The sequence below is a fragment of the Parazoarcus sp. PS-13 R2A genome, from assembly GCF_057621855.1.
Map to the genome: position 1 here is coordinate 109,611 of NZ_JBYEXN010000002.1, position 20,464 is coordinate 130,074.

General features: G+C 64.7%; 16 protein-coding genes. 6 read left to right on the plus strand and 10 right to left on the minus strand.

Going from position 1 to position 20,464, the window contains the following annotated elements; genetic code table 11:
* The first annotated feature begins 130 nt into the window (after positions 1-130).
* Complete coding sequence (locus AC22G6_RS02460; RefSeq protein WP_487365464.1) at positions 131-535, plus strand: hypothetical protein; 405 nt, start codon at positions 131-133, stop codon at positions 533-535.
* Between the two features lie 85 nt (positions 536-620).
* On the opposite strand, the gene AC22G6_RS02465 is transcribed toward AC22G6_RS02460, so the two are convergent.
* Both AC22G6_RS02465 and fusA read right to left on the minus strand, forming a co-directional pair.
* The gene (locus AC22G6_RS02465; RefSeq protein WP_487365465.1) at positions 621-884 is read right to left on the minus strand and encodes a DUF4212 domain-containing protein; all 264 of its coding nucleotides are present in this window, start codon (positions 882-884) and stop codon (positions 621-623) included.
* Positions 885-985: 101 nt separating this feature from the next.
* Positions 986-3,022 (minus strand): elongation factor G, encoded by a 2,037-nt coding sequence (gene fusA, locus AC22G6_RS02470; RefSeq protein ID WP_487365466.1) that lies wholly within the window; start codon positions 3,020-3,022, stop codon positions 986-988.
* 208 nt (positions 3,023-3,230) lie between these two features.
* Here fusA and AC22G6_RS02475 point away from each other — a divergent pair, with 208 nt between their 5' ends.
* The 3 genes from AC22G6_RS02475 (at position 3,231) to pepN (ending at position 9,817) form a co-directional block, all read left to right on the plus strand.
* Positions 3,231-5,942 carry a cation-transporting P-type ATPase gene (locus AC22G6_RS02475; protein WP_487365467.1) on the plus strand — a complete coding sequence of 904 codons (2,712 nt, stop codon included), beginning with the start codon at positions 3,231-3,233 and terminating at the stop codon, positions 5,940-5,942.
* An 82-nt stretch (positions 5,943-6,024) separates the two neighbouring features.
* The gene (locus AC22G6_RS02480) at positions 6,025-6,921 is read left to right on the plus strand and encodes a universal stress protein (RefSeq protein WP_487365468.1); all 897 of its coding nucleotides are present in this window, start codon (positions 6,025-6,027) and stop codon (positions 6,919-6,921) included.
* A 211-nt stretch (positions 6,922-7,132) separates the two neighbouring features.
* Entirely contained in the window at positions 7,133-9,817 is a 2,685-nt protein-coding gene (gene pepN / locus AC22G6_RS02485) for an aminopeptidase N (protein WP_487365469.1), read from the plus strand.
* A gap of 60 nt (positions 9,818-9,877) precedes the next feature.
* Here the strand turns inward: pepN and AC22G6_RS02490 are convergent, their stop codons facing one another.
* The 7 genes from AC22G6_RS02490 to rlmM all read right to left on the minus strand — a co-directional run bounded on the left by AC22G6_RS02490 (position 9,878) and on the right by rlmM (position 17,443).
* The gene (locus AC22G6_RS02490) at positions 9,878-10,321 is read right to left on the minus strand and encodes a CBS domain-containing protein (protein WP_108949162.1); all 444 of its coding nucleotides are present in this window, start codon (positions 10,319-10,321) and stop codon (positions 9,878-9,880) included.
* A gap of 128 nt (positions 10,322-10,449) precedes the next feature.
* Positions 10,450-11,277: a pantoate--beta-alanine ligase gene (gene panC / locus AC22G6_RS02495; RefSeq protein ID WP_487365470.1), complete on the minus strand. Its 828-nt coding sequence runs from the start codon at positions 11,275-11,277 to the stop codon at positions 10,450-10,452.
* Positions 11,278-11,312: 35 nt separating this feature from the next.
* Entirely contained in the window at positions 11,313-12,128 is an 816-nt protein-coding gene (gene panB, locus AC22G6_RS02500) for a 3-methyl-2-oxobutanoate hydroxymethyltransferase (protein ID WP_487365471.1), read from the minus strand.
* Between the two features lie 81 nt (positions 12,129-12,209).
* Positions 12,210-12,851, minus strand: coding sequence for a deoxynucleoside kinase (locus AC22G6_RS02505; protein ID WP_108951322.1), 642 nt, complete (start codon positions 12,849-12,851; stop codon positions 12,210-12,212).
* 59 nt (positions 12,852-12,910) lie between these two features.
* Positions 12,911-14,464, minus strand: coding sequence for an EAL domain-containing protein (locus tag AC22G6_RS02510; protein ID WP_487365472.1), 1,554 nt, complete (start codon positions 14,462-14,464; stop codon positions 12,911-12,913).
* 88 nt (positions 14,465-14,552) lie between these two features.
* Positions 14,553-16,043, minus strand: coding sequence for a DEAD/DEAH box helicase (locus AC22G6_RS02515; protein WP_487365473.1), 1,491 nt, complete (start codon positions 16,041-16,043; stop codon positions 14,553-14,555).
* A gap of 305 nt (positions 16,044-16,348) precedes the next feature.
* On the minus strand, positions 16,349-17,443 hold the full coding sequence (rlmM, locus tag AC22G6_RS02520; RefSeq protein WP_487365474.1) for a 23S rRNA (cytidine(2498)-2'-O)-methyltransferase RlmM: 1,095 nt from the start codon (positions 17,441-17,443) through the stop codon (positions 16,349-16,351).
* A gap of 106 nt (positions 17,444-17,549) precedes the next feature.
* Here rlmM and AC22G6_RS02525 point away from each other — a divergent pair, with 106 nt between their 5' ends.
* Positions 17,550-18,587, plus strand: a complete 1,038-nt coding sequence (locus AC22G6_RS02525; protein WP_487365674.1) for an aldo/keto reductase — start codon at positions 17,550-17,552, stop codon at positions 18,585-18,587.
* Between the two features lie 20 nt (positions 18,588-18,607).
* Here AC22G6_RS02525 and AC22G6_RS02530 read toward each other — a convergent pair whose 3' ends face one another.
* Positions 18,608-18,982 (minus strand): hypothetical protein, encoded by a 375-nt coding sequence (locus tag AC22G6_RS02530; RefSeq protein WP_487365475.1) that lies wholly within the window; start codon positions 18,980-18,982, stop codon positions 18,608-18,610.
* Between the two features lie 194 nt (positions 18,983-19,176).
* Between AC22G6_RS02530 and AC22G6_RS02535 the strand changes: the two genes are divergently transcribed.
* A complete protein-coding gene (locus AC22G6_RS02535) occupies positions 19,177-20,463 on the plus strand; it encodes an extracellular solute-binding protein (RefSeq protein ID WP_487365476.1) in 1,287 nt (428 codons plus the stop codon).
* The last annotated feature ends 1 nt before the right edge of the window (position 20,464 follow it).

Consider the following 20,464-nt stretch of genomic DNA (forward strand, 5'->3'; position numbering starts at 1 on the left):
ATCGCGTGGCTCCCAGCGAGGCGCGCGATGCAGGTAAAACCCTGCCGGATTCAATGGTAGGGTTTTTTGTTTTGTGGCACCTTGCAGGCAATTTCGGTGTGTCTGCAAGCCTGTATAAGAGGAGTGCCTGATGACTATTAGTGTTGCCATTACCTGGATTCTTTTCCTGGCCTTGTTTCCTATCACTTTCTTCTGGATGAGACGTGCGTGGCGCATCGTCTTCAAGCGGGATTTTTCCGAGGTTGCGCTCAAGCGTGGCGAGGCACCACCCAATCCTGAAAAGTACGCACCCTATGCAGCAGCGATCAACCTGATTGGCGCCGGCGTCATCATTTTCATCGTCGGCTGGGTTGTTTTGTATGTCGCGTTTGGCGTTGGCGGAACTGCGCCTGACTACGAGACCTGGAGCGCAGTTGCTGGCAGCACGATCTGGTGCAAGTTCTTCGCCGACTTCATCCTCAGCCGGCAAGCGCATCCGATGGTGATCAAGAAGCGCGGCAAGCCTGCATCCGCCGCAGAAAAGCCGGGGCAGTAAGCACCTGCCGCAATGTTTCGGGCTTGAGATTCATGTCTTGCGGAGGCAGGTTCGTGGCTCGGCAAGCAGGCCGGCCGGGGCGGGCTCAGGAGCGGCGTTCGGACACGCCGTAGCGGCGGTCCATCCGGTTCATGACCCGCACGTAGATGCCGATGATCACGAGATAGGCGATCAGCGAGCCCTGTGCGAAGACGTAGAATCCGAGCGGAAAACCCATAAAGCTCAGGGTGTTGAGTTCTTCAGCGTAGTAGCCGGCGACGAAGGTGCCGACGAACCAGATGGCCAGCAGGGTGCCGGTCAGCATCAGGTTGCGCCGCCAGTAGGTGAGGTGACGTTCGGACAGTTCCATTGCGTTTCGGGTCGCGACTCAGGTTTTTTCTGGCAACCAGGCATGCCGGGTCAATGAATTCGCCGGCGTGACCCGCAAGCCGCGCCGGCCTTGCATCGGGACTACTGCGCGCTGTGTTCCCGGCGCAATTGTGCCTGTGTTTCGGCCGCGGCAGGCTCGTAGCCGCCGGCTTCGATCATGAATTCGCTCTCGCCTGCGCAAATTGCTTTCAGCCGCGCTTCAAACCCATCCATGCTGGCCATCGGCACACGTGCCGAGATCATGGTCCAGCCGCTCGCGGGACTGTCGGTGGCGGTGAGGTGGCCGCGACGCCCGGCAAGCTCGGCGCTGACCTCGCCAAAACGGTCGTCAGCCACCTTCACCGTGATCTCGAGCATGGGCTCGAGGATCTGCGGGCGGGCGGCGAGCACGGCTTCGGTCAGGGCGTGACGCGCCGCGGTGGAAAACGAGATCTCGTTCGAATCCACCGCATGGTGCTTGCCGTCGGTCACGATTACGCGCAGGTCGTGGATCGGGAAGCCTGCCACGGCACCTTCGGCCAGCGCCTGACGGACGCCCTTTTCGACCGCGGGCATGAAATGCGTCGGAATGGCGCCGCCCTTTACTTCGTCGGCCAGCTGCAGGCCCTCGCCGCGGGACAGCGGCTCGACGCGCAGGGCAACTTCGCCGAACTGCCCCGAACCGCCGCTCTGCTTCTTGTGACGGTAACGCGCCTCTGCCTTCGCGGAGATGGTTTCGCGGTACGGAATTGCCGGCGGGGCGGTGTCGAGCTGCAGGTTCCAGCGACTGGCGAGCTGATCGAGCACGATCTTGAGGTGCTGCTCGCCCAGCCCGCGCACGACCGTGTGGTGTCCGCGCGCGTCGTAGCTCACCTCCAGGCAGGGATCCTCGTCGGTCAGGCGCACCAGGGCCTCGGCCAGCTTGTGTTCGTCAGCCGGTTTGCGTGCGATCAGCGCCAGGCCGAACACGGGTTGCGGATAGGCCGGCAGTTCGAGGTGGAACTGGTCCTCGTCGTGCGAGTCGTGCAGGACGGCATCGCGATGGAGGTCGTCGACGCGCGAGACGGCGCACAGGTCGCCCGGTACTGCGTGCGCGGTTTCGGTTACGTTGCGTCCCTGCAGGCGCAGGAGGTGGGCGACCTTGAAGGGTTTGCGCGCATCGCCGATGAACAGCGCGCTGCCGGGCTCGACCGTTCCCTGATGAACGCGGAAAAGTGCGATCTTGCCGCGGTAGGGGTCGTTACTGATCTGAAATACATGGGCCAGGACGTGTCGTGCCGGATCGGGCTCGGTGCTGACGGCGATGGCCGCCGGCCCTTCGCCCTTGATGAAGCGGGGCGGGTTGCCCTCGGTCGGGTCGGGCATCAGCCGCCCCAGGATATCGAGGAGCTCGCTGACCCCGGCGCCCGTTCGGGCCGACACGAAACAGACCGGAATCAGATGGCCTTCGCGCAATGCCTGTTCGAAGGGGGCGTGCAGCTGCTCGGGGTCGAGTGCTTCGCCCTGTTCGAGATAGCGCGCCATAAGCGCTTCGTCGAGCTCAATGACCTGATCGACGATTGCGTCGTGCGCGGCTGCGGGCGTCGAGAATGCGGTCGCAAGCGAAGCGTCGGGCGCGAAAAAGCAATCGACAACGGAACTGCCGTCGGCCGAGGGCAGGTTGATCGGCAGGCACTCGCTGCCGAATTCGTCGGCGATGGAAGCGGTGAGCGCTGCAAAGTCGGCGCCGGCCGCGTCGATGGCGTTCACCACGATCATGCGACATTTTCCCGCTGCAGCCGCCATCATGCGGCGCGTTCCACTTTCGATCCCGGTCGCCGCATGAACCACGATTGCCGCCGTTTCGACCGCAGGCAGGGTGGCGAGTGCGCGTCCGGCAAGATCGGGCAGCCCCGGCGTGTCGAGCAGGTTGATCCAGTGGCTCGACCATTCGAGATGGGTCAGGCTTGCGGCCAGCGAATGCCCCATGGCCTTTTCCTGCGGGTCGTGGTCGGAAACGGTGTCGCCACGTGCCACACTGCCACCGCTCGGAACTGCGCCGGACGCTGCGAGCAGCGCTTCGAGCAATGAGGTCTTGCCGCAGCCGGCGTGGCCGAGCAGGCTGAGGTTGCGGATGTCGTGAACCGACTCTGGCGTCATGGCACATCCCTCCGGAAAACGAATGACTCAAGTTTCCGCCAGTGTCGAAGCGATGGCAATGCGCTATATCAAGCCGGATGATCCGGGCGCACTCCCCAACGCCCATTTGCACGTCAGCACGTGTTTCAAGGGAACCAAAGCCGTCATTGCATGTAGATATGTGCAAGCATGTATGCAGTGTTTCCGAACCTGATCCAGGTGTCCGCAAATGAATGCCAGATTTGAACATGAACCGGGTGGCGCGCAGGCTGAATGGCACGCCAGTTCGGCCTCCGATGCAATTGAGCGACTGAAAGCGTGCCGGCGCACCGGTCTGAGCGCTGCCGAACTTGAAGTGCGCCGGTCCCGCTTCGGGCCGAATGCACTGCCACCACCGCAGCGACGCGGTCCGTGGCTGCGTTTTCTGCTCCAGTTCCACAATGTGCTGATCTATGTGTTGCTTGCAGCCGGCGTCGTTACCGCGACGCTGGGGCATGCGGTCGACGCCGGGGTGATCTTCGGCGTGGTGGTGATCAATGCCATCATCGGTTTCATTCAGGAGGGCAAGGCCGAGCGCGCGCTGGATGCGATTCGCAACATGCTCTCGCTGCATGCTCAGGTGCTGCGCGACGGGCACCGGCAGGAAGTGATGGCAGACACACTGGTCCCGGGAGACATCGTCTTTCTGGTGTCGGGTGACAAGGTGCCGGCCGACCTGCGCCTGCTTGAGGTACGCAGCCTGCGGATTGAGGAGGCTGCGCTGACCGGCGAGTCGCTGGCGGTCGAGAAACGCACCGAGGCGGTGACTGCGGACGCCGCGCTCGGTGATCGCGCGTGCATGGCCTATTCCGGTACGCTGGTGATCTACGGCCAGGCGGTCGGGCTGGTGGTGGAGACCGCGAGCCGAACCGAGATCGGCCGCATCAGCGCGATGCTCAACGAGGTGGAGTCGCTCAGCACGCCGCTGCTGCGGCAGCTGGCCGGCTTCGGGCGTGTGCTGACGTGGGCCATCCTGGCCATCGCAAGCGTCACCTACGCCTTTGGTGTTCTGGTGCGGGGTTATCCGTCGGGGGAGATGTTTCTTGCGGCGGTCGGCCTTGCCGTCGCGGCAATCCCGGAAGGACTGCCGGCAATCATGACGATCACGCTGGCAATTGGTGTGCAGGCGATGGCTCGGCGCAATGCCATCATCCGGCGCCTGCCCGCGGTCGAGGCCCTGGGCTCGGTCACGGTAATCTGCACCGACAAGACCGGCACCCTGACGCGCAACGAGATGACTGTGCAGCAGGTGCTGATCGCGGACGGGGCGCTGGCCGTTTCCGGGGCGGGCTATGCGCCCCACGGCGGCTTCAGCCGCGGTGCCGAGGAGATCGACGCGCTTGCGTCTCCGGCGTTGCAGCGTATTGGCCGCGCGTCGTTGCTGTGCAATGACGCCACGCTGGCGCTGGATGGCGAGGTGTGGAGTCTGGTTGGCGATCCGACCGAGGGGGCCCTGCTGACGCTCGCCGCCAAGGCCGGTCTTGATGCGGCGTTCGAGAACGAGGCCATGCCGCGGGTCGATGCGATCCCCTTCGAGTCCGAGCACCGCTTCATGGCGACCCTGCACCACGATCATCGTGGCGGCGGACTGATCCTGCTCAAGGGGGCGCCAGAGCGCGTGCTGTCATTGTGTTCAACGCAGCGCGAAGGCGAACTCGACGCCCCCTTGCAGCCCGAGTACTGGCATGCCGGCATGGAGCGGGCTGCGGCCCAGGGCATGCGCCTGCTGGCAATCGCTGAACGCCATGACACGGAGCGTCGGACTGCGCTCGACTTCGACGATGTTGAGCCCGGTGGTTTCACCCTGCTCGCAATCCTTGGCCTGACCGACCCGCCGCGCGAAGAGGCGGTGCAGGCAGTCGCGCATTGCCTGTCGGCCGGTATCCGCGTGAAGATGATCACCGGGGATCATGCTGTCACCGCACGCGCGATCGGTCAGCAGCTCGGTCTGGCGTCGGCGCAACGGGCCATCACCGGGGCCGAAATCGAAGCGCTCGACGATGCGCAGCTTGCAGGCGTGGTTGGCGACGTCGATATCTTTGCCCGCGCCAGCCCCGAGCACAAGTTGCGGCTGGTGAAGGCACTGCAGGCGCAGGGCGAGGTGGTCTCGATGACCGGGGACGGCGTCAACGATGCGCCCGCGCTCAAGCGCGCCGACGTGGGTGTGGCAATGGGGCGCAAGGGCACGGAGGCGGCCAAGGAGGCGGCCGAGATGGTCCTTGCCGATGATAACTTTGCGTCGGTGGCCGCGGCGGTGGAGGAGGGGCGGCGGGTATACGACAACCTCAAGAAGGCCATCGTGTTCATCCTGCCCACCAATATCGGCCAGGGCGCGATGGTGCTCGCTGCCGTGCTGTTCGGACTGACAATGCCGATCACGCCGGCGCAGATCCTGTGGGTCAACATGATTACGGCGGTGACGCTCTCGCTTGCGCTCGCCTTCGAGGCGCCCGAGCGCGACATCATGCAGCGCCCGCCGCGCAATCCGATGGAACCCCTGCTGACCCGCTTCCTGGTATGGCGTATCGTGTTCGTTGGCGTATTGCTGGTCGCGGGCGGGATGGGGCTGTTCCTGTGGGAGCTGAACCGTGGTGCCGGGCTGGAGGCGGCACGAACGGTGACCGTCAATGCGATCCTGATCGGCGAAGTGTTCTATCTGTTCAATGTGCGCAGCTTTTACGGATCCATCCTCAATCGCGAGGGATTCTTCGGTAATCGCTACGTGCTGTATGCCATTGCCTTGCTGCTGATTTGCCAGGCGCTGTTCACTTACCTGCCGGCGATGCAGGTCCTTTTTGGTACCGAGGCGCTGGGGATGGATGAGTGGGTCAGAATCCTGCTGTTCGGCGTGCTTGTGCTGCTGTTGGTCGAGGCAGAGAAAGTCCTGTTGCGCAGGCTCTGAGCCGGTGAAGCCCGCGCGGGGCGCAATTCGATAACGGACCGGGGTCGGCAGCGATTCCGGATGAGATGAGGGAGGGTGATCCATGCAACCGATTCGTACGCTGCTTGCGGCAAGTGATCTTTCCGCCTTTGCGCGGCACGCTGCGGAGCGGGCTGCAATGGTGGCAACCGACGTCGGCGCGCGGCTGTCGATTGCGCATGTGGTGAATGGCGGCGGGCTCAATGCCTTGCGGCATCTGGTCGATGTCGGTACTGGTGACGTGGCGGCGCGTCTGCTCGACGAGGTGCGCGGCGAAGTCCGCGAACTGGTCGACGATATCGGCCAGCGCTTCGGCGCCAAGGTCGACATGCATCTGGCCACCGGTGCGGTACTGTCGGAACTGAGCATGTACGCGGAAGTGATCGATGCGGATCTGCTGGTGCTGGGCGCGCGCGGGTCGAGTGTGGTGCGCGAGTGGCTGCTCGGGACGACGACCGAGCGCATTCTGAGCAAGACCACACGGGCCGTGCTGGTGGTGAAGCAGATGCCGCATGAGAACTATCAGCGCGTGCTGGTTCCGGTCGATTTCTCCCCGCGCTCCGCAGATGCGCTGCGTTTCGCCCGCTCAGTGGCGCCAAAGGCGGACCTGATTCTGCTGCACGCCTTCGAAGTGCCTTTCGAAGGCAAGCTGCGTTACGCCGGCGTCGAGAGCGACGCGCTGGCAGCCTTGCGGGTCACCGCCAAGCGCGAGGCCGTGGAGAAGATGAATGCCCTCGTGGCGGCCGCGGGGCTTGGGGACGCAGGGGTTCGTCGCATCGTGCTGCACGGGGATCCTGCGGCCACGATTCTGGCGCAGGAACAGGAGCAGGACTGCGACCTGATCGTGATCGGCAAGCGCGGCCTGGGGCTGCTGGAAGAGTTGCTGCTGGGAAGCGTGACCAAACACATTCTCGCCCAGTCCAACGGCGACGTCATGGTGACCGACCGCGTGTTCCGCTGACGCCGGCGACTGACTCCAGCGACTGACTCCAGCGACCGACGCCGGAGACTGAGTCCGGAGACGCACGCCTGCAGCCGGGCTCGCCTGTGCAGGCGGTACCGGCGATTCGACCCTGCCTCAGTACGCACGTTCGTCTTGTGGTTGGGCATGTGGCCCCGGGCGCCTTACACTTCCGGTTTCGCCGCAAGTCGCTGCCAAAGCCGGAGTCAGAATGAGAACCGAACAAGCCCCCACCATTCAACGGGTCGATTACCAGCCGCTGGCCTGGAGCGTCGAGCGCATCGACCTCCATTTCCGGCTCGAGCCCACGGCCACGATCGTCACCAATCGCATGGTTTGCGTGCGCAACCCTGCGGCAGCTGCCGCAGGGCCGATCCGCCTGTGGGGCGAGGCGCTGGAGCGCATCTCGCTGAGCATCGACGGTGTGGAGCCGGCGGCCGGCGCCTTGCGTGAGAATGGCAGCCTGCTCGAAATCGACGTGGCCGGCCCCGAGCAATCGGTGACGCTCGAAGTGGTCACCCGGGTCAATCCAAAAGCCAATACCACGCTCTCCGGGCTCTACCTGTCGAATGGCGGTTTCTTCACCCAGTGCGAGGCGGAGGGCTTCCGCCGCATCACCTGCTTCCCCGATCGTCCGGATGTGATGGCGCGCTTTACCGTCACCCTCGATGCCGACCGTGAAGCCTGCCCGGTCCTGTTGTCGAACGGCAACCTGCTTGAACAGGGCGATCTGCCCGAAGGGCGTCACTACGCGAAGTGGGAAGATCCCTTCCTCAAACCGTCTTATCTGTTTGCGCTGGTGGCGGCAAAGCTGGTCGCGCTCAAGCGTGAGGTGGAAACCGCGTCCGGACGCAAGGTGCTGCTCCAGGTGTGGGTGGAGGAAGGCAACCTCGACCGTTGCGAGCATGCGATGGATTCGCTCATCCACTCGATGCGCTGGGACGAGACCACCTTCGGCCTCGAGCTTGATCTCGACCGCTTCATGATCGTTGCAGTGGCCGATTTCAACATGGGGGCGATGGAGAACAAGGGCCTCAACATCTTCAACACCAAGTTCGTGCTGGCCAAGCCGGACACCGCAACCGACATCGACTACGAGAACGTCGAGAGTGTGGTGGCGCATGAGTACTTCCATAACTGGACGGGTAACCGCGTGACCTGCCGCGACTGGTTCCAGCTCACGCTCAAGGAAGGCCTCACCGTGTTCCGCGACCAGCAGTTCTCGGCCGACATGCTCGCCCGCGCAGCCGGCCCCGAAGGCGCGGCCTCGGCGCGGGCGGTGAAGCGCATCGACGATGTCCGGGTGCTGCGTGCGGCACAGTTCCCGGAAGACGGCGGGCCGATGGCGCACCCGATCCGCCCCGACAGCTATCAGGAAATCAACAACTTCTACACCGCCACGGTGTACGAGAAGGGGGCGGAAGTGATCCGCATGCTGCACACCCTGCTCGGGCCCGAGGGTTTCCGCAACGGCATGGATCTGTACTTCAGCTATCACGACGGCTGCGCCGTGACCTGCGACGATTTCGTCGATGCGATGGCCGAGGCCAATGGCCGCGATCTCGACCAGTTCATGCACTGGTACAGCCAGTCTGGCACGCCACGCCTGCGGGCCGCTGGTGCGTGGGATGCGGCCAGCGGCAGCTACACGCTGAGCCTGAGTCAGCATACGCCGCCGACCCCGGGCGAGGCCGAGAAGCAGCCGCTGGTGATTCCGGTGGCGCTCGGCCTGATCGGACCGGACGGGCGTGACTGCGCACTGCAGCTGGAGGGTGAGGCTCAGCCGGGTGCAACGACGCGGGTGCTGGCGCTGAACTCGGCCGAGCAGCACTTCCGTTTCATCGGCCTCGCGGCCGAGCCCGTGCCCTCGCTGCTGCGGGGCTTCTCGGCGCCAGTGATTCTGGAGCTGGAAGAAGACGATGCACGGCTGGCCTTCCGCATGGCTCACGACAGCGATCCCTTCAATCGCTGGGATGCCGCGCAGCGTTACAGCGAGCGCATCATCCTGGCCTCAGCCGGCGGTGCCATGCAGGCCGTGCCCGAGGCCTTCGTCGCGGCTTTCCGCACGCTGCTCGAAGACACGGCGCTCGATCCGGCCTTCCGTGCCCAAGCGCTGGCCATGCCGGCCGAAGGCTTCCTGCTCGAGCGCATGAGCGTTGCCGATCCGCAGGCCTTGCGTGCTGCGCTGGTGGGGCTCACGCGCCACCTGGGCTCGGTTCTGGCGGGTGAGTGGAGAGCACTGTTCGCGGCAATGCAGGTGCCCGGCGAATATCGCTACCACCCGGCTGACGCCGGTCGCCGTGCGCTGGCCAATCTCGCCCTGCGCTATCTGGCCGCCGCGGGCGATGCTGAGGGCCTGGCGCTGGCACAGGCACGTTTCGATGCCGCCACCAACATGACCGAGCGTTTCGGCGCCCTGGCTGCGCTCGCGCAGGTGTCAGGTGCTGCACGCGAGACCGCGCTGCAGGCCTTCCATCAGCGCTATCTCAAGGACCCGCTGGTGCTCGACAAGTGGTTTGCCCTGCAGGCTGGGACGTGGCGCTGGAGCGATGCGGCAGAACCGACCGTGGACCGGGTGCGCGCGCTGATGGCCGATCCGGCTTTCAGCCTGTCGAATCCGAACAAGGTCTATGCCTTGCTCGGCACCTTCTTCCGTGCCAACGCGGGGGAGTTCCACGCCGCGGACGGCAGCGGGCACGTGTTCTGGGCCGATCAGGTCATTGCGCTCAATGCGACCAATCCGCAGGTGGCTTCGCGGATGGCACGGGCGCTGGAAAACTGGCGGCGTTACACCCCCGAGCTGCAGGCCAGCATCCGGCCGCAGCTTGAGCGCGTGCTGGCCTCGGAAGGGCTGTCGCCGGATGTGGCGGAGGTCGTGGGCAAGGCCCTGAGCTGAGCCTGCGGGCCTGTCTGCTGGCGGATGAGCCCCTCTTGGGGGGCCTCCGCCAGAAGAGGTTCAGGTCGCCAGGTCGCCGGCGATGTAGTTCGACAACTGCTCAATGGTGGCCTGTTGCTGGCTGACGATGCACTTCACCATGTCGCCGATGGTCACGATGCCGGAAATCTTGCCGTCTTCGACAACCGGCAGGTGCCGAAAGCGGTTTTCCGTCATGGTCTGCATGACCTCATCGACCGTGCACGACGGCGTGACCGTGCGCGGGTTGGCCGTCATCAGCTCGCGGATTTTTACATCGCGCGACACCAGCCCCTTGAGCACGACCTTGCGTGCGTAGTCGCGCTCGGTGAAGATGCCCACAAGGCGCTCGCCCTCGACAACGAGTACTGCGCCGATATCGTGTTCCGCCATGATCCGCAAAGCGTCGAGCACGGAGCTTTCGGGTAGCACTGCCATGGCCTTGTTGCCCTTCTGGGCAAGAATCTGTCCTACGGTAGTCGTCATCTCCGGGTTTCCTCCTTTGGGTCCGTACAGCTACTCGCCTTCATGGGCGATTCTTTCTAATTCGTCATAGCTTGAGATGTTACGCGCAAGCTTGCAAGGCAGGGCGAACCCTGATGCGACACCGCAGCTCAGATCTCGAGGTTGTCGATCAGTCGGGTCACCCCCAGCCTGGCTGCCGCAAGCACGACCAGCGGGTCGTCGGCATGTACCGGTGGCTGAAGGTCTGCGCGGTGGCGAATGGCAACGTAGTCGGGCTTCCAGCCACGTGCTGCGAGCTCGCTCATCGCCTCTGTTTCGAGCTTCAGGAAGTCGTGGTCGCCGCTGCGCACCGCGGCGCTGATGCGTGTCAGCAGCCGGTGAAGGGCAGGCGCCTCGGCACGCTGCTCTGCCGTCAGGTAAGCATTGCGCGAAGACAGCGCGAGGCCGTCGTCTGCACGCACCGTCTCACCGGGCACGACCTCGACCGGCAGCGCCAGTTCGCGCACCATGTTGGACAGCACCATCAGCTGCTGGTAGTCCTTCTTGCCGAACAGCGCCACGTCGGGCTGCACGATATTGAGCAGCTTCAGCACCACGGTGGCGACGCCGCGGAAGTGGCCCGGACGGAATTCTCCGTCGAGAATCGAGACCTGGGCCGGCGCGGGATCAACGTGATAGTGCTGCACCTGCGGATACATCACCTTTTCGTCGGGCGCGAACAGGTGCCTGACCCCTGCAGCCTCCAGCTTTTCGCAGTCGGACTCGAGCGTGCGCGGGTACTTGTCGAAGTCCTCGCTGGGGCCGAACTGCAGTCGATTGACGAAGATGCTGGCGATCACGCAGTCGGCTCGTGTGCCGGCCTGACGCATCAGCGCGATGTGTCCCTCGTGCAGGTTGCCCATGGTGGGTACAAGGGCGACACGGCCGGCTTTGGCGCGCGCCGCGCGCAGCGACTCGATCGTGGTGTGAATCTGCATGTTGTTAACCTCTTGATGTCCGCGGGCGGAGTGCTTCAGTAGCAATGCTCTGCTGCGGGGAAGCTGCCATCCTTGACTGCAGCGACGTAGCCGGTGACGGCCTCGTCGATGCTGCCTGCACCGTTCATGAAGTTGCGCACGAAGCGGGCCGTCTTGCCGGGATAGACACCGAGCAGGTCATGCAGCACGAGGACCTGGCCATCGCATGACGGGCCGGCACCAATGCCGATGGTGGCCATCGACTTGAGAATGGAGGTGATCTCGGTGGCCACCGTTGCCGGCACCATTTCCATGACCATCAGGCCTGCACCGGCATCCTCGAGCGCGAGTGCGTCGGCCTTGAGGCGTTCGGCGCCGGCTTCATTGCGGCCCTGAACCCGGTAACCACCCAGCTGATGGACCGATTGCGGGGTCAGGCCGATGTGAGCGCAGACCGGTACGCCGCGTTCGACCAGGAAATGCACGGTTTCGGCCATGAACTCGCCGCCTTCGAGCTTGACCATCTGCGCGCCGGCGGCCATCAGCCGTGCGGCATTGCGCATGGCCTGTGCCGGGCTCTCGTGGTAACTGCCAAAGGGCATGTCGGCGACGATGAACGGGCGGTTGCATCCGCGTGCGACGCATTCGGTGTGATACACCATGTGCTCCATGGTGACCGGGAGCGTGGACTTCTGGCCCTGGAGCACGTTGCCGAGGGAGTCCCCAACCAGCACCACGTCCACGCCACAACGCTCCACCAGGGTGGCGAAGCTCGCGTCATAACAGGTGAGCATGGCGATTTTGCGGCCTTCGGCGCGCATCTTGCCCAGCTCGAACAGGGTGATCGGTTTGTTGTCCTGGAGGTAGCTCATCGTTCGCTCCTGAAAGGAGGGCGCAGTTTTCACCAAACTGGTGCAATGCACAAGCAGGAATTGAACGTGCGGTGCGTCCGTTCAGCCCGCGTAGGCGAAAAACTCACGGTAACTGCGCATGTTGCGCAGGCGGTCGACCAGCAGTTCGAAGTCAGCCTCGTTATCAACCGGATTGAGTATGCCAGCATCGACGACGAACAAGGGCGCGTCTTCGTACTGGTAGAAGAAGCGCGCGTAATGGTCGGCCACGCGTTCGAGGTAGGCTTCGGTGATGCGCCGCTCGGCCTCCATGCCGCGCTTGCGGATGCGCTCGACCAGGGTATCCGCGCGTGCCTGCAGGTAGATCACCAGATCCGGCTTGGGCGGTGCGGCCGGTTTCATCGCGTCGAACACGCGCTGATACAGCGCACGCTCTTCGTCGGTGAGGTTCAGGCTGGCAAAGAGGGGGTCTTTCTCGAGCAGGAAGTCGGAGACGATGCGCGGGGCTTCGGCGTCGTCCTGGGGCAGCGCGGCGAGCTGGTCGATGCGCTGGAACAGGAATGACAGCTGGGTCGACATCGCCCAGCGCTCGGCATTCTGGTAGAAGCGCGCCAGGAAGGGGTTGGCTTCGGGCTGCTCGAACAGGGTGTTGGCCTGCAGATGCTCCGCCAGGCGGATGGCAAGCGAGGTCTTGCCCGCGCCGATCGGCCCTTCAACGACGATATAGCGTGCCTTGTCGAGCATCGTGGATTTGTCTGCCTGTTGCATGGAAGTGAAGTTTCAAGCCCGGACCCGCAGCGATCCTAACAAAAAAGCTGACCCGATAGAAAACGGGCGAACTCCACGTCGGCCATCGGTGCGCCAAACAGCGGTCCCTGCTGCAGTTCGCAGCCGAGCGCGAGGAGGAAGGACTGTTGCGCCTCGTTCTCCACGCCGCGAGCGAGAACCTTGAGGCCCAGCGGTGCGGCCATGCACACGATGGCCTCGACCAGGGCGTTGCTGTCGTCGTCCTTGCCCACGCCGCTCACCAGTTCCGGCGCAAGTTTCAAGGCCTGGATGGGGTAGCGTCTGAGACGCGGCATGGAGTTCAGGCCGTGACCGAAGTCGTCTATCGCAAGGCGCACGCCGAGGCTGGCGAGTGAGCTCAGGGTGGCCGAGATGTTGTCGTCCGGTACTGCCAGCACCGCTTCGTCGAGATCGAGCTCCAGGCGCTTCGGCGCGATCCCGCTTTCGCTCAGTGCGGTGATGACCTGCTGCACGAGGGCGCCATGCATGATCTGTTCGATCGCGATGTTGACGGTCACCGTGGGTGCGCGTCCCTGTGTGAGCGGCCACGAGTTTGCCGCACGGCAGGCGGCCCGCAGCGCCCAGCCGCCCAGTTCGGGCAGGCGGCCATCATCACGTGCGGCGCCGGCGAAGTCGCGAAACGGAATCAGCCCGAGGCGGGGGTGGTGCCAGCGCAGCAAGGCCTCGCCTGCATGAATTGCGCCGCTGCGGACATTGACCAGGGGCTGAAAGTGCAGGTCGAGCCGTGTGCTTTCGATTCTGGGGTGCTGAAGGCCGCGGGGCGGCCTGGAGTCGGCGGACACGGTGCCGCCCGTGATGTTCATGCGGGGCGGCGGCAGCAGCAACAGGTGCCAGCCGTCGCGCGGGCCGGCAAGGACGCGGGCGTCGAGTGCCTGAGGGTTGCTGCGCGGGCTGATGCGGGCGACCGGGGGGGCGCCAGGCGCGGGCCAGTGAATGTCGAGGCAGCGGTCGGCGTTGTGACCAATCAGCTCGCTGCGGGTCATGCCAAGGGTGTCGAGCGCAGCGGCGTTGGCGGCACTGATGCGGTTGCGGTCGTCGATCACGATGACCGCTTGCGCAAGCGCGGCGGCCAGGCGGGGCCAGACGCTGTCTGCCCGGGCCGCAGGTGCGGTGTCTGATGGCCCGGTTTGGGTGTCTGTCGGGTGTTCAGGGCTCAGGATCAGGGCATGGATGCCCGGTCGCAGGCGGGCTGCAGCAACAAAGCGGAAAGTGCGTGGGCTGCCATCGGGGAGGGCGATCTGCAGGGTGCCGCGCATTTCGCCCTGAATCAGCACCCGGGCGCGCGCCTCGAGAAAAGCCTGCTCGTCGACGAAGAGTTCGGTCAGGAGGCGACCGGCGATCTGCCGGTAGTCGCGCTCAAGCAGTCGGCACGCTGCGCTGTTGGCGTCGATGATGCGCTCGTCGCCGGTAATGATCAGGCCTTCGTCGATGAGCTCGAGCAGGGCCAGATACACGCCGGTTTCTGCCCCTTCCGAGAGGTCGGGGACGAAGGGCTCATCAGGATTGTTGTTGTCCCTTGCGGGACCAGCGTGCTTCATTGGCGACAGCATGTCCAAGTGTCCTTGCCTGTTATCGGCACGGGTTCAGGATACTTGAAGTGCTGCCGCCAAATCGGTCGAATAGCCGGGCGACGCGGGCCTATTTCCGCCCCAGCCCGCCCAGCAGTACCGCGATCGGACGCTGCGGGCGGCGCGGGGCGGCTTTTTCGGCGGCCGCTGCGACGTCCGCTGCCACTTCGGGGGCGCGGGCGGGTTCGTAGGGTTTGCTGAAATCGAAGCCGTCGGGCGCAACCGTAGACTTCTGCCGGCCGCGATTGCCGCCGCCTGCTGAGCCGCCATTGCGTCCGCCGCGCGACTCGCCTGCGGCAGGTGCCGCACGGGGCGCTGCCGGTGCTTTCTGCCGTGCTTCCTGCGGCATCGATGCGCTTGCGCTGGCACCGCCGCTGCGTCGGCCACGGTGACGGCTGCCGGCTTCGAAGAAATCGGGATCGGGGTCGAAGCCGGGCACGATTTCCTGCGGGATCTCGAGCTTGATCAGCTTCTGGATGTCGGCGAGGTAGTGCTTTTCTTCGGAGCATACCAGCGACACCGCGTTGCCCTTGTGGCCGGCACGGCCGGTGCGGCCGATACGGTGGACGTAGTCTTCGGCGGTGTGCGGCAACTCGAAGTTGATGACGTTGGGCAGTTCGTCGATGTCGATGCCGCGTGCGGCAACGTCGGTGGCGACGAGGACGCGCAGCTTGCCGGCCTTGAACGCCTCCAGGGTTTCGGTGCGCTGTTGCTGCCCCTTGTCACCGTGGATGGCATCGGCGGAGATGCCGCTGCGCTCCAGGAAGTGGGCGAGGCGGCCGCATACGATCTTGGTGGCAACAAAGACCAGTGCCTGGGTGTCGGGCTGATGGCGCAGCAGGTGCGCGAGCAGGTTGCGCTTCATGCCAGCGGAAACCGGGTGCACGACGTGCGTGATGGTTTCCGACACCATGTTGCGGCGCGCGACTTCGATCAGCTGCGGGTCCTTCAGCATCTGGTCGGCGAGCTTCTTGATCTCGTCGGAGAAGGTGGCCGAGAACAGCAGGCTCTGACGGCTCGCCGGTAGCAGCTCAAGAATGCGCTTGATGTCGGGGATGAAGCCCATGTCGAGCATGCGGTCGGCTTCGTCGAGCACGAGCATTTCGACCTGGTTGAGCTGGATGGTCTTTTGCTGGACGTGGTCGAGCAGGCGCCCCGGTGTGGCGATGACGATTTCGATGCCGCGGCGCAGTTCGGCGACCTGGGCCTTCATGTCGACGCCACCGTAAATGCAGGTCGAGCGCAACGGGATGTGCTTGCTGTAGGTCTTGACCGACTCATACACCTGCATCGCCAGTTCGCGGGTCGGCGCGAGAATCAGCGCGCGTGTCTGGTGACGGGCGGGGGAGGTGCTGGTGCTGGCGTGGCGGGCAAGGCGTTGCAGCAGGGGCAGGGTAAAGCCTGCGGTCTTGCCGGTGCCGGTCTGGGCACCGCCCAGAATGTCTTTGCCGGCAAGCACGATGGGGATTGCCTGGCTCTGGATCGGGGTGGGTTCGGTGTAGCCGGATTCTGCTACGGCTTGCAGGAGTTCCGGGATGAGGCCGAGGTCGGCAAAACTCATGAGCGCCTTTCTGGTTGGGCCAACTGCCGCGCAATCATGTGACCACTGTGGGTGTCAGGATGAGCATGCGCCGGGAATGCGCCCTTGACGAGTGCGGGTGCCGGCGGGCGGGCTGGATACGGAAAAAAGAAAGGATTATACACACAGGCCGAAAAGCGTTTTGTGACAAGTGCTTCCGGCGCAAGTGCATGTGCGGGAGTGTCGTGCCGGTCTCGGGGAGAGCACGGTCGCGCGAATGTGAGCGAATGCGCGCGATCCCGCGCTCAGCCGGCACAACCGGCTGTGCGCAGGGTGCTGGAGCGGACTCAGCGCTTGAGCGTCAGGTACGCGGTGACCTCTTCGCGGTCGTGATACAGCTGCTTGATGCGCAGATCGTAGGGACCGACGCTGGCGAGCCGTTTCTGAATCAGGATGCGGCACTGCTCCACGGCTTCGAGGCGGCGCTTCATCGGCAGCTTGAGGTTGAAGATGGTGTGGCGGCAGCGTCCGGTCGCCACCCAGTCGGCCATCAACGACGCAATCCGGCTCGGTTGCTCGACCATGTCGCACACCATCCAGTCCACCGCGCGCTGCGGGCGCCAGGTGAAGCCGTCGGCCTTGAGGTGCTCGACCATCTCGGTCGCCATCACCGAGTCCTTCATCGGGCCGTTGTCGACGGCAATCACCCGCAGGCCGCGATTGGCGAGTTGCCAGGTCCAGCCGCCGGGCGCTGCGCCAAGGTCCACCGCGCGCTGACCGGCGCGGATGTTGTTCTCGCGCTCCTCGTCCGAGAGCAGGGTCATAAAGGCTTCGGCGAGCTTGAGCGTGGAGCGGCTGGGCGCGTTGGAGGGCATGCGCAGGCGCGGGATGCCCATCGGCCACGGCGCGCACATGCCGGGCAGGCCGGAGGCAAGCCAGGCCGTGGTCGGGCTGGTGAAAACGACATGCAGCAAGGGCAGACCGGTCTTGCTGGTGCGCAGACGTCCGGCCTTTTCGAGCGCACGCGTGAGGGGCTCGGCAAAGCGGCGGCAGAAGCCGGATTGCTGCTTGGCTTCGTCGTTGTCCGGGGTTTCGAGCACGACGCCGGAAAAGCGCTGTCCCGAAGCATGCACTGCGGCAACGATGGGCGTGGCGCGGTCGCGTTCGGGCAGGTCGTCTACCTTCGCGAACCACGGCAGCAGCTGACGGGCGAACACCGGCTTGCGCCAGTCGGCGTGCTCGCCCAGGGTGGAGACAGGGACGGGCTCGAAGGCTTCGAAGGCCGCATAGCCCGAGTTGGGCTGGGTGCGGACGAAGCCGATCATGCCGGCGTCGGCGGCGATGTCGTCCAGTTCGGATGCCAGCTCTTTCTCGAAGCCGGGGCGGCAATAGGCGAGCAGGCCGGAGATGGCGATACTGGCGGGCGGGGTATGGTCGGACATGGGCAGGTGGCGCCGGAGCGCTGAAGTATCATGGTGATGCGAAGGGTCGCATGATATGTCGTGACGGCTTGAATCAACAGGAGAAATGCGGATGAGCGACGGCGGGATGATCTATCGGGTGCTGGGCGGGCAGGGGCCGCGGGTGTCCGCGGTGTGCCTCGGGACGATGACGTTCGGGCAGCAGACGCCTGAGGCCGACGCGCATGATCAGCTCGACATGGCGTTTGAGCGCGGTCTCAACTTCATCGATACCGCCGAGATGTACGCGGTGCCGGCGCGCGCTGAAACCTGTGGCGCGAGCGAAACCATCGTCGGTAACTGGTTGAGCCGGCAGGTGCGCGAAAAAGTCGTGCTTGCCACCAAGGTGGCGGGGCCGGCACGCAGTCTGGGCTGGATTCGTGGCGGGCCGCTGGCGCTCGACCGTGCCAATATTCGCGAGGCGGTCGAGGGCAGTCTGCGGCGCCTGCGGACGGACTACATCGACCTGTATCAGCTGCACTGGCCGGAACGCAATCAGCCGCTGTTCGGGCAGTGGCAGTACGACCCCGCCAAGGAGCGTGAGTGCACGCCGATCCGTGCTCAGCTCGAAGCGCTGGCCGAACTGGTGGACGAGGGCAAGGTCCGCCACGTCGGATTGTCCAACGAGCATCCGTGGGGGGTAATGGAGTTTGCGCGCATCGCTGCCGAAGCCGGGCTGCCGCGCGTGGTGTCGACGCAGAACGCGTACAGCCTGCTGACCAGGGTGTTCGAGTATGGCCTGGCCGAGGTCTGTCATCGCGAACAGGTCGGCCTGCTGGCGTATTCCCCGCTCGCGTTCGGGCACCTGACCGGCAAGTATCTTGCAAACCCGGCTGCAGCGGGCCGTCTGAATGAGTTCGAGTCCTTCGGGCAGCGCTATACCAAGCCGAACGTTCAACCCGCGGTGGCGGCTTATGCCGAGCTTGCGCGCGAGCATGGCCTGGCGCCGACCGAGCTTGCCCTGTCCTTCGTGTATCACCGCAGCTGCGTGGCGAGCACCATCATCGGCGCCAGTACTTCAGCGCAGCTGGCGGAGAATCTGGATGCCTGGTCGAAACCGCTTACCCCGGAGCTGCTTGAGGCGATCGAGCGCATTCACCTGCGCTACACCAATCCCGCGCCCTGAGCGCGCGTTGTGCCCGCTCCTCAGTGAGCGCCTGCCTTGGCCGGAGGCGCCGAAGCGGGCGCGCCTGCCGGTGCCGGGGCAGCGGGGTCGGTCGCTGTCGGCTTGGCCTGCAGCTGCGAGGGCACAACCTCCAGCTTGTTTTCCATCATGTAGTCGTTCATCGACCGCCAGCCTGCGAACACGGCTGCCTTCTGTGCCGAGGGGTTGAGGAGGTAGCAATCCTCCAGCGAGCGACCGGCATGACGACAGGCGCTGCCGATGGCCTGGCCTTCCGCTTCTGCCAGCGCGGCCTCCTTCGCCGGGTTGGGAAGCTCAAGCAGTTCGACCAGCTGGTCGCATCCCGTTGTCAGCGGAATCAGGGCCAGCAGGATCAGAAACCGAATCTTCTTGCGCATGGTCTGTTCGAATCGATTGACGTTATTGGAGCTAACGGCAGCGCAGCCGAAATCTTGAAGCATGTATCAAGATGTGAGCGCAGGTGAGCCCTTCACGATCTTCTCACGCACGCCGTCTATAATTTGAAACTTATCGCACGCCTTGTGCGTTATTCCGAACACGGCTCGTTCCAGTCCTGAGATCAAGATATCCCATGCATTCATTCGTTTCCCGATTCGGTTTTCGTCGCGCACTCGGCATTGGCGCCTGGTCCGTGCTTGCGGTCGCCAGTCATGCGGTTGCGGCAGCGCCCGCCAAGCCTGCTGAAGTGCAGCAGATCGAGCTCTTTCAGCGTCTTCCCGAGGAAGGTGCGGCATCCCTGAAGGCGTTGGTCGAGCGCTTCAACGCGCAGAGCAAGGAATACCAGGTGGTGCTGTCCGAGCAGGACTGGAAGTCTGCCAATGCGCCGCACCTGATGATTCTCGAGGGCGACGATGAAGAGCGTTTCCTGGCCGGCAAACCCCGCTTCAAGCCCTTGCACGCGGTGATGAAGGAAACCGGCAGCGCGCTGCAGACGCTGCGCCCGCCCGCAATGATGACGCGCACCCCGGTGGATTCCAAAGGCCAGCTGCTGGCCCTTCCGATCGGCCTGTCGACGCCGGTGCTGTTCCTGAACCGCGATGCACTGCGGCGTGCCGGGATGAATCCGGAAACCACCAGCGTGGCAACGTGGTTCGATCTTCAGACTGTCCTCGGCCGCCTCGCCGATGCCGGACATACCTGCCCCTATACGGTGGCTGAGCCGGGCCGGGTGATGGTGGAGAACCTCAGCGCGTGGCACAACGAACCGGTTGCAGCGATGCGCGGAAAAGTGTCTGCTCCGTCGTTCAACGGCATGTTCCAGGTCAAGCACGTCGCCATGATGGCGAGTTGGCACCGGGCGCGTTACCTGCAGGTGTTCGAGCGTGGCAACGAAGCCGGGCAGCATTTTGCCAGTGGCGAATGCGCGGTCATCGCGGCCCCGTCCAACAGCTGGGCCGGATTCCGCAGCAAGGGCACGATCGATGTCGGTGTGGCGCAGCTGCCGTACTACGACGATTTTCCGGGTGCGCCGCAGAACACGCTCGCCGACGGTCCGGCCATGTGGGTTGCGGCAGGCAAGAAAGCGGCTGAGTACAAGGGTGTCGCGAAGTTCGTCAGCTTCTGGCTGCAGCCCGAAAACCAGGTCGTCTGGCAGCGCGAAACGGGCTATCTGCCGCTGAATCGTGCGGGCCTGCTGGCTTCACGCAGCGAACTGCTCGGAACCGATCTTGAGAACATCAAGGTGGCGGTCGGCCAGCTCACCAACAAGCCGGTGACGGGTGACTCGGCCGCTCAACCGGTCGTGGGGCGCGAGAAGGTGAGGCGCATCATCGACGAAGAGCTGGCAGGCGTCTGGGCCGACCGCAAGGCGGCCAAGGAAGCACTCGACAACGCCGTGGTGCGCGCTGCCGGGAGCTGAT

What these genes read in the sequence shown, in the direction of transcription:
- AC22G6_RS02460 (WP_487365464.1), top strand. Translation starts at nt 131, where the DNA reads ATGACTATTAGTGTTGCCATTACCTGGATTCTTTTCCTGGCCTTGTTT.
- AC22G6_RS02465 (WP_487365465.1), bottom strand. Translation starts at nt 884, where the DNA reads ATGGAACTGTCCGAACGTCACCTCACCTACTGGCGGCGCAACCTGATG.
- fusA (WP_487365466.1), bottom strand. Translation starts at nt 3,022, where the DNA reads ATGACGCCAGAGTCGGTTCACGACATCCGCAACCTCAGCCTGCTCGGC.
- AC22G6_RS02475 (WP_487365467.1), top strand. Translation starts at nt 3,231, where the DNA reads ATGAATGCCAGATTTGAACATGAACCGGGTGGCGCGCAGGCTGAATGG.
- AC22G6_RS02480 (WP_487365468.1), top strand. Translation starts at nt 6,025, where the DNA reads ATGCAACCGATTCGTACGCTGCTTGCGGCAAGTGATCTTTCCGCCTTT.
- pepN (WP_487365469.1), top strand. Translation starts at nt 7,133, where the DNA reads ATGAGAACCGAACAAGCCCCCACCATTCAACGGGTCGATTACCAGCCG.
- AC22G6_RS02490 (WP_108949162.1), bottom strand. Translation starts at nt 10,321, where the DNA reads ATGACGACTACCGTAGGACAGATTCTTGCCCAGAAGGGCAACAAGGCC.
- panC (WP_487365470.1), bottom strand. Translation starts at nt 11,277, where the DNA reads ATGCAGATTCACACCACGATCGAGTCGCTGCGCGCGGCGCGCGCCAAA.
- panB (WP_487365471.1), bottom strand. Translation starts at nt 12,128, where the DNA reads ATGAGCTACCTCCAGGACAACAAACCGATCACCCTGTTCGAGCTGGGC.
- AC22G6_RS02505 (WP_108951322.1), bottom strand. Translation starts at nt 12,851, where the DNA reads ATGCTCGACAAGGCACGCTATATCGTCGTTGAAGGGCCGATCGGCGCG.
- AC22G6_RS02510 (WP_487365472.1), bottom strand. Translation starts at nt 14,464, where the DNA reads ATGCTGTCGCCAATGAAGCACGCTGGTCCCGCAAGGGACAACAACAAT.
- AC22G6_RS02515 (WP_487365473.1), bottom strand. Translation starts at nt 16,043, where the DNA reads ATGAGTTTTGCCGACCTCGGCCTCATCCCGGAACTCCTGCAAGCCGTA.
- rlmM (WP_487365474.1), bottom strand. Translation starts at nt 17,443, where the DNA reads ATGTCCGACCATACCCCGCCCGCCAGTATCGCCATCTCCGGCCTGCTC.
- AC22G6_RS02525 (WP_487365674.1), top strand. Translation starts at nt 17,550, where the DNA reads ATGATCTATCGGGTGCTGGGCGGGCAGGGGCCGCGGGTGTCCGCGGTG.
- AC22G6_RS02530 (WP_487365475.1), bottom strand. Translation starts at nt 18,982, where the DNA reads ATGCGCAAGAAGATTCGGTTTCTGATCCTGCTGGCCCTGATTCCGCTG.
- AC22G6_RS02535 (WP_487365476.1), top strand. Translation starts at nt 19,177, where the DNA reads ATGCATTCATTCGTTTCCCGATTCGGTTTTCGTCGCGCACTCGGCATT.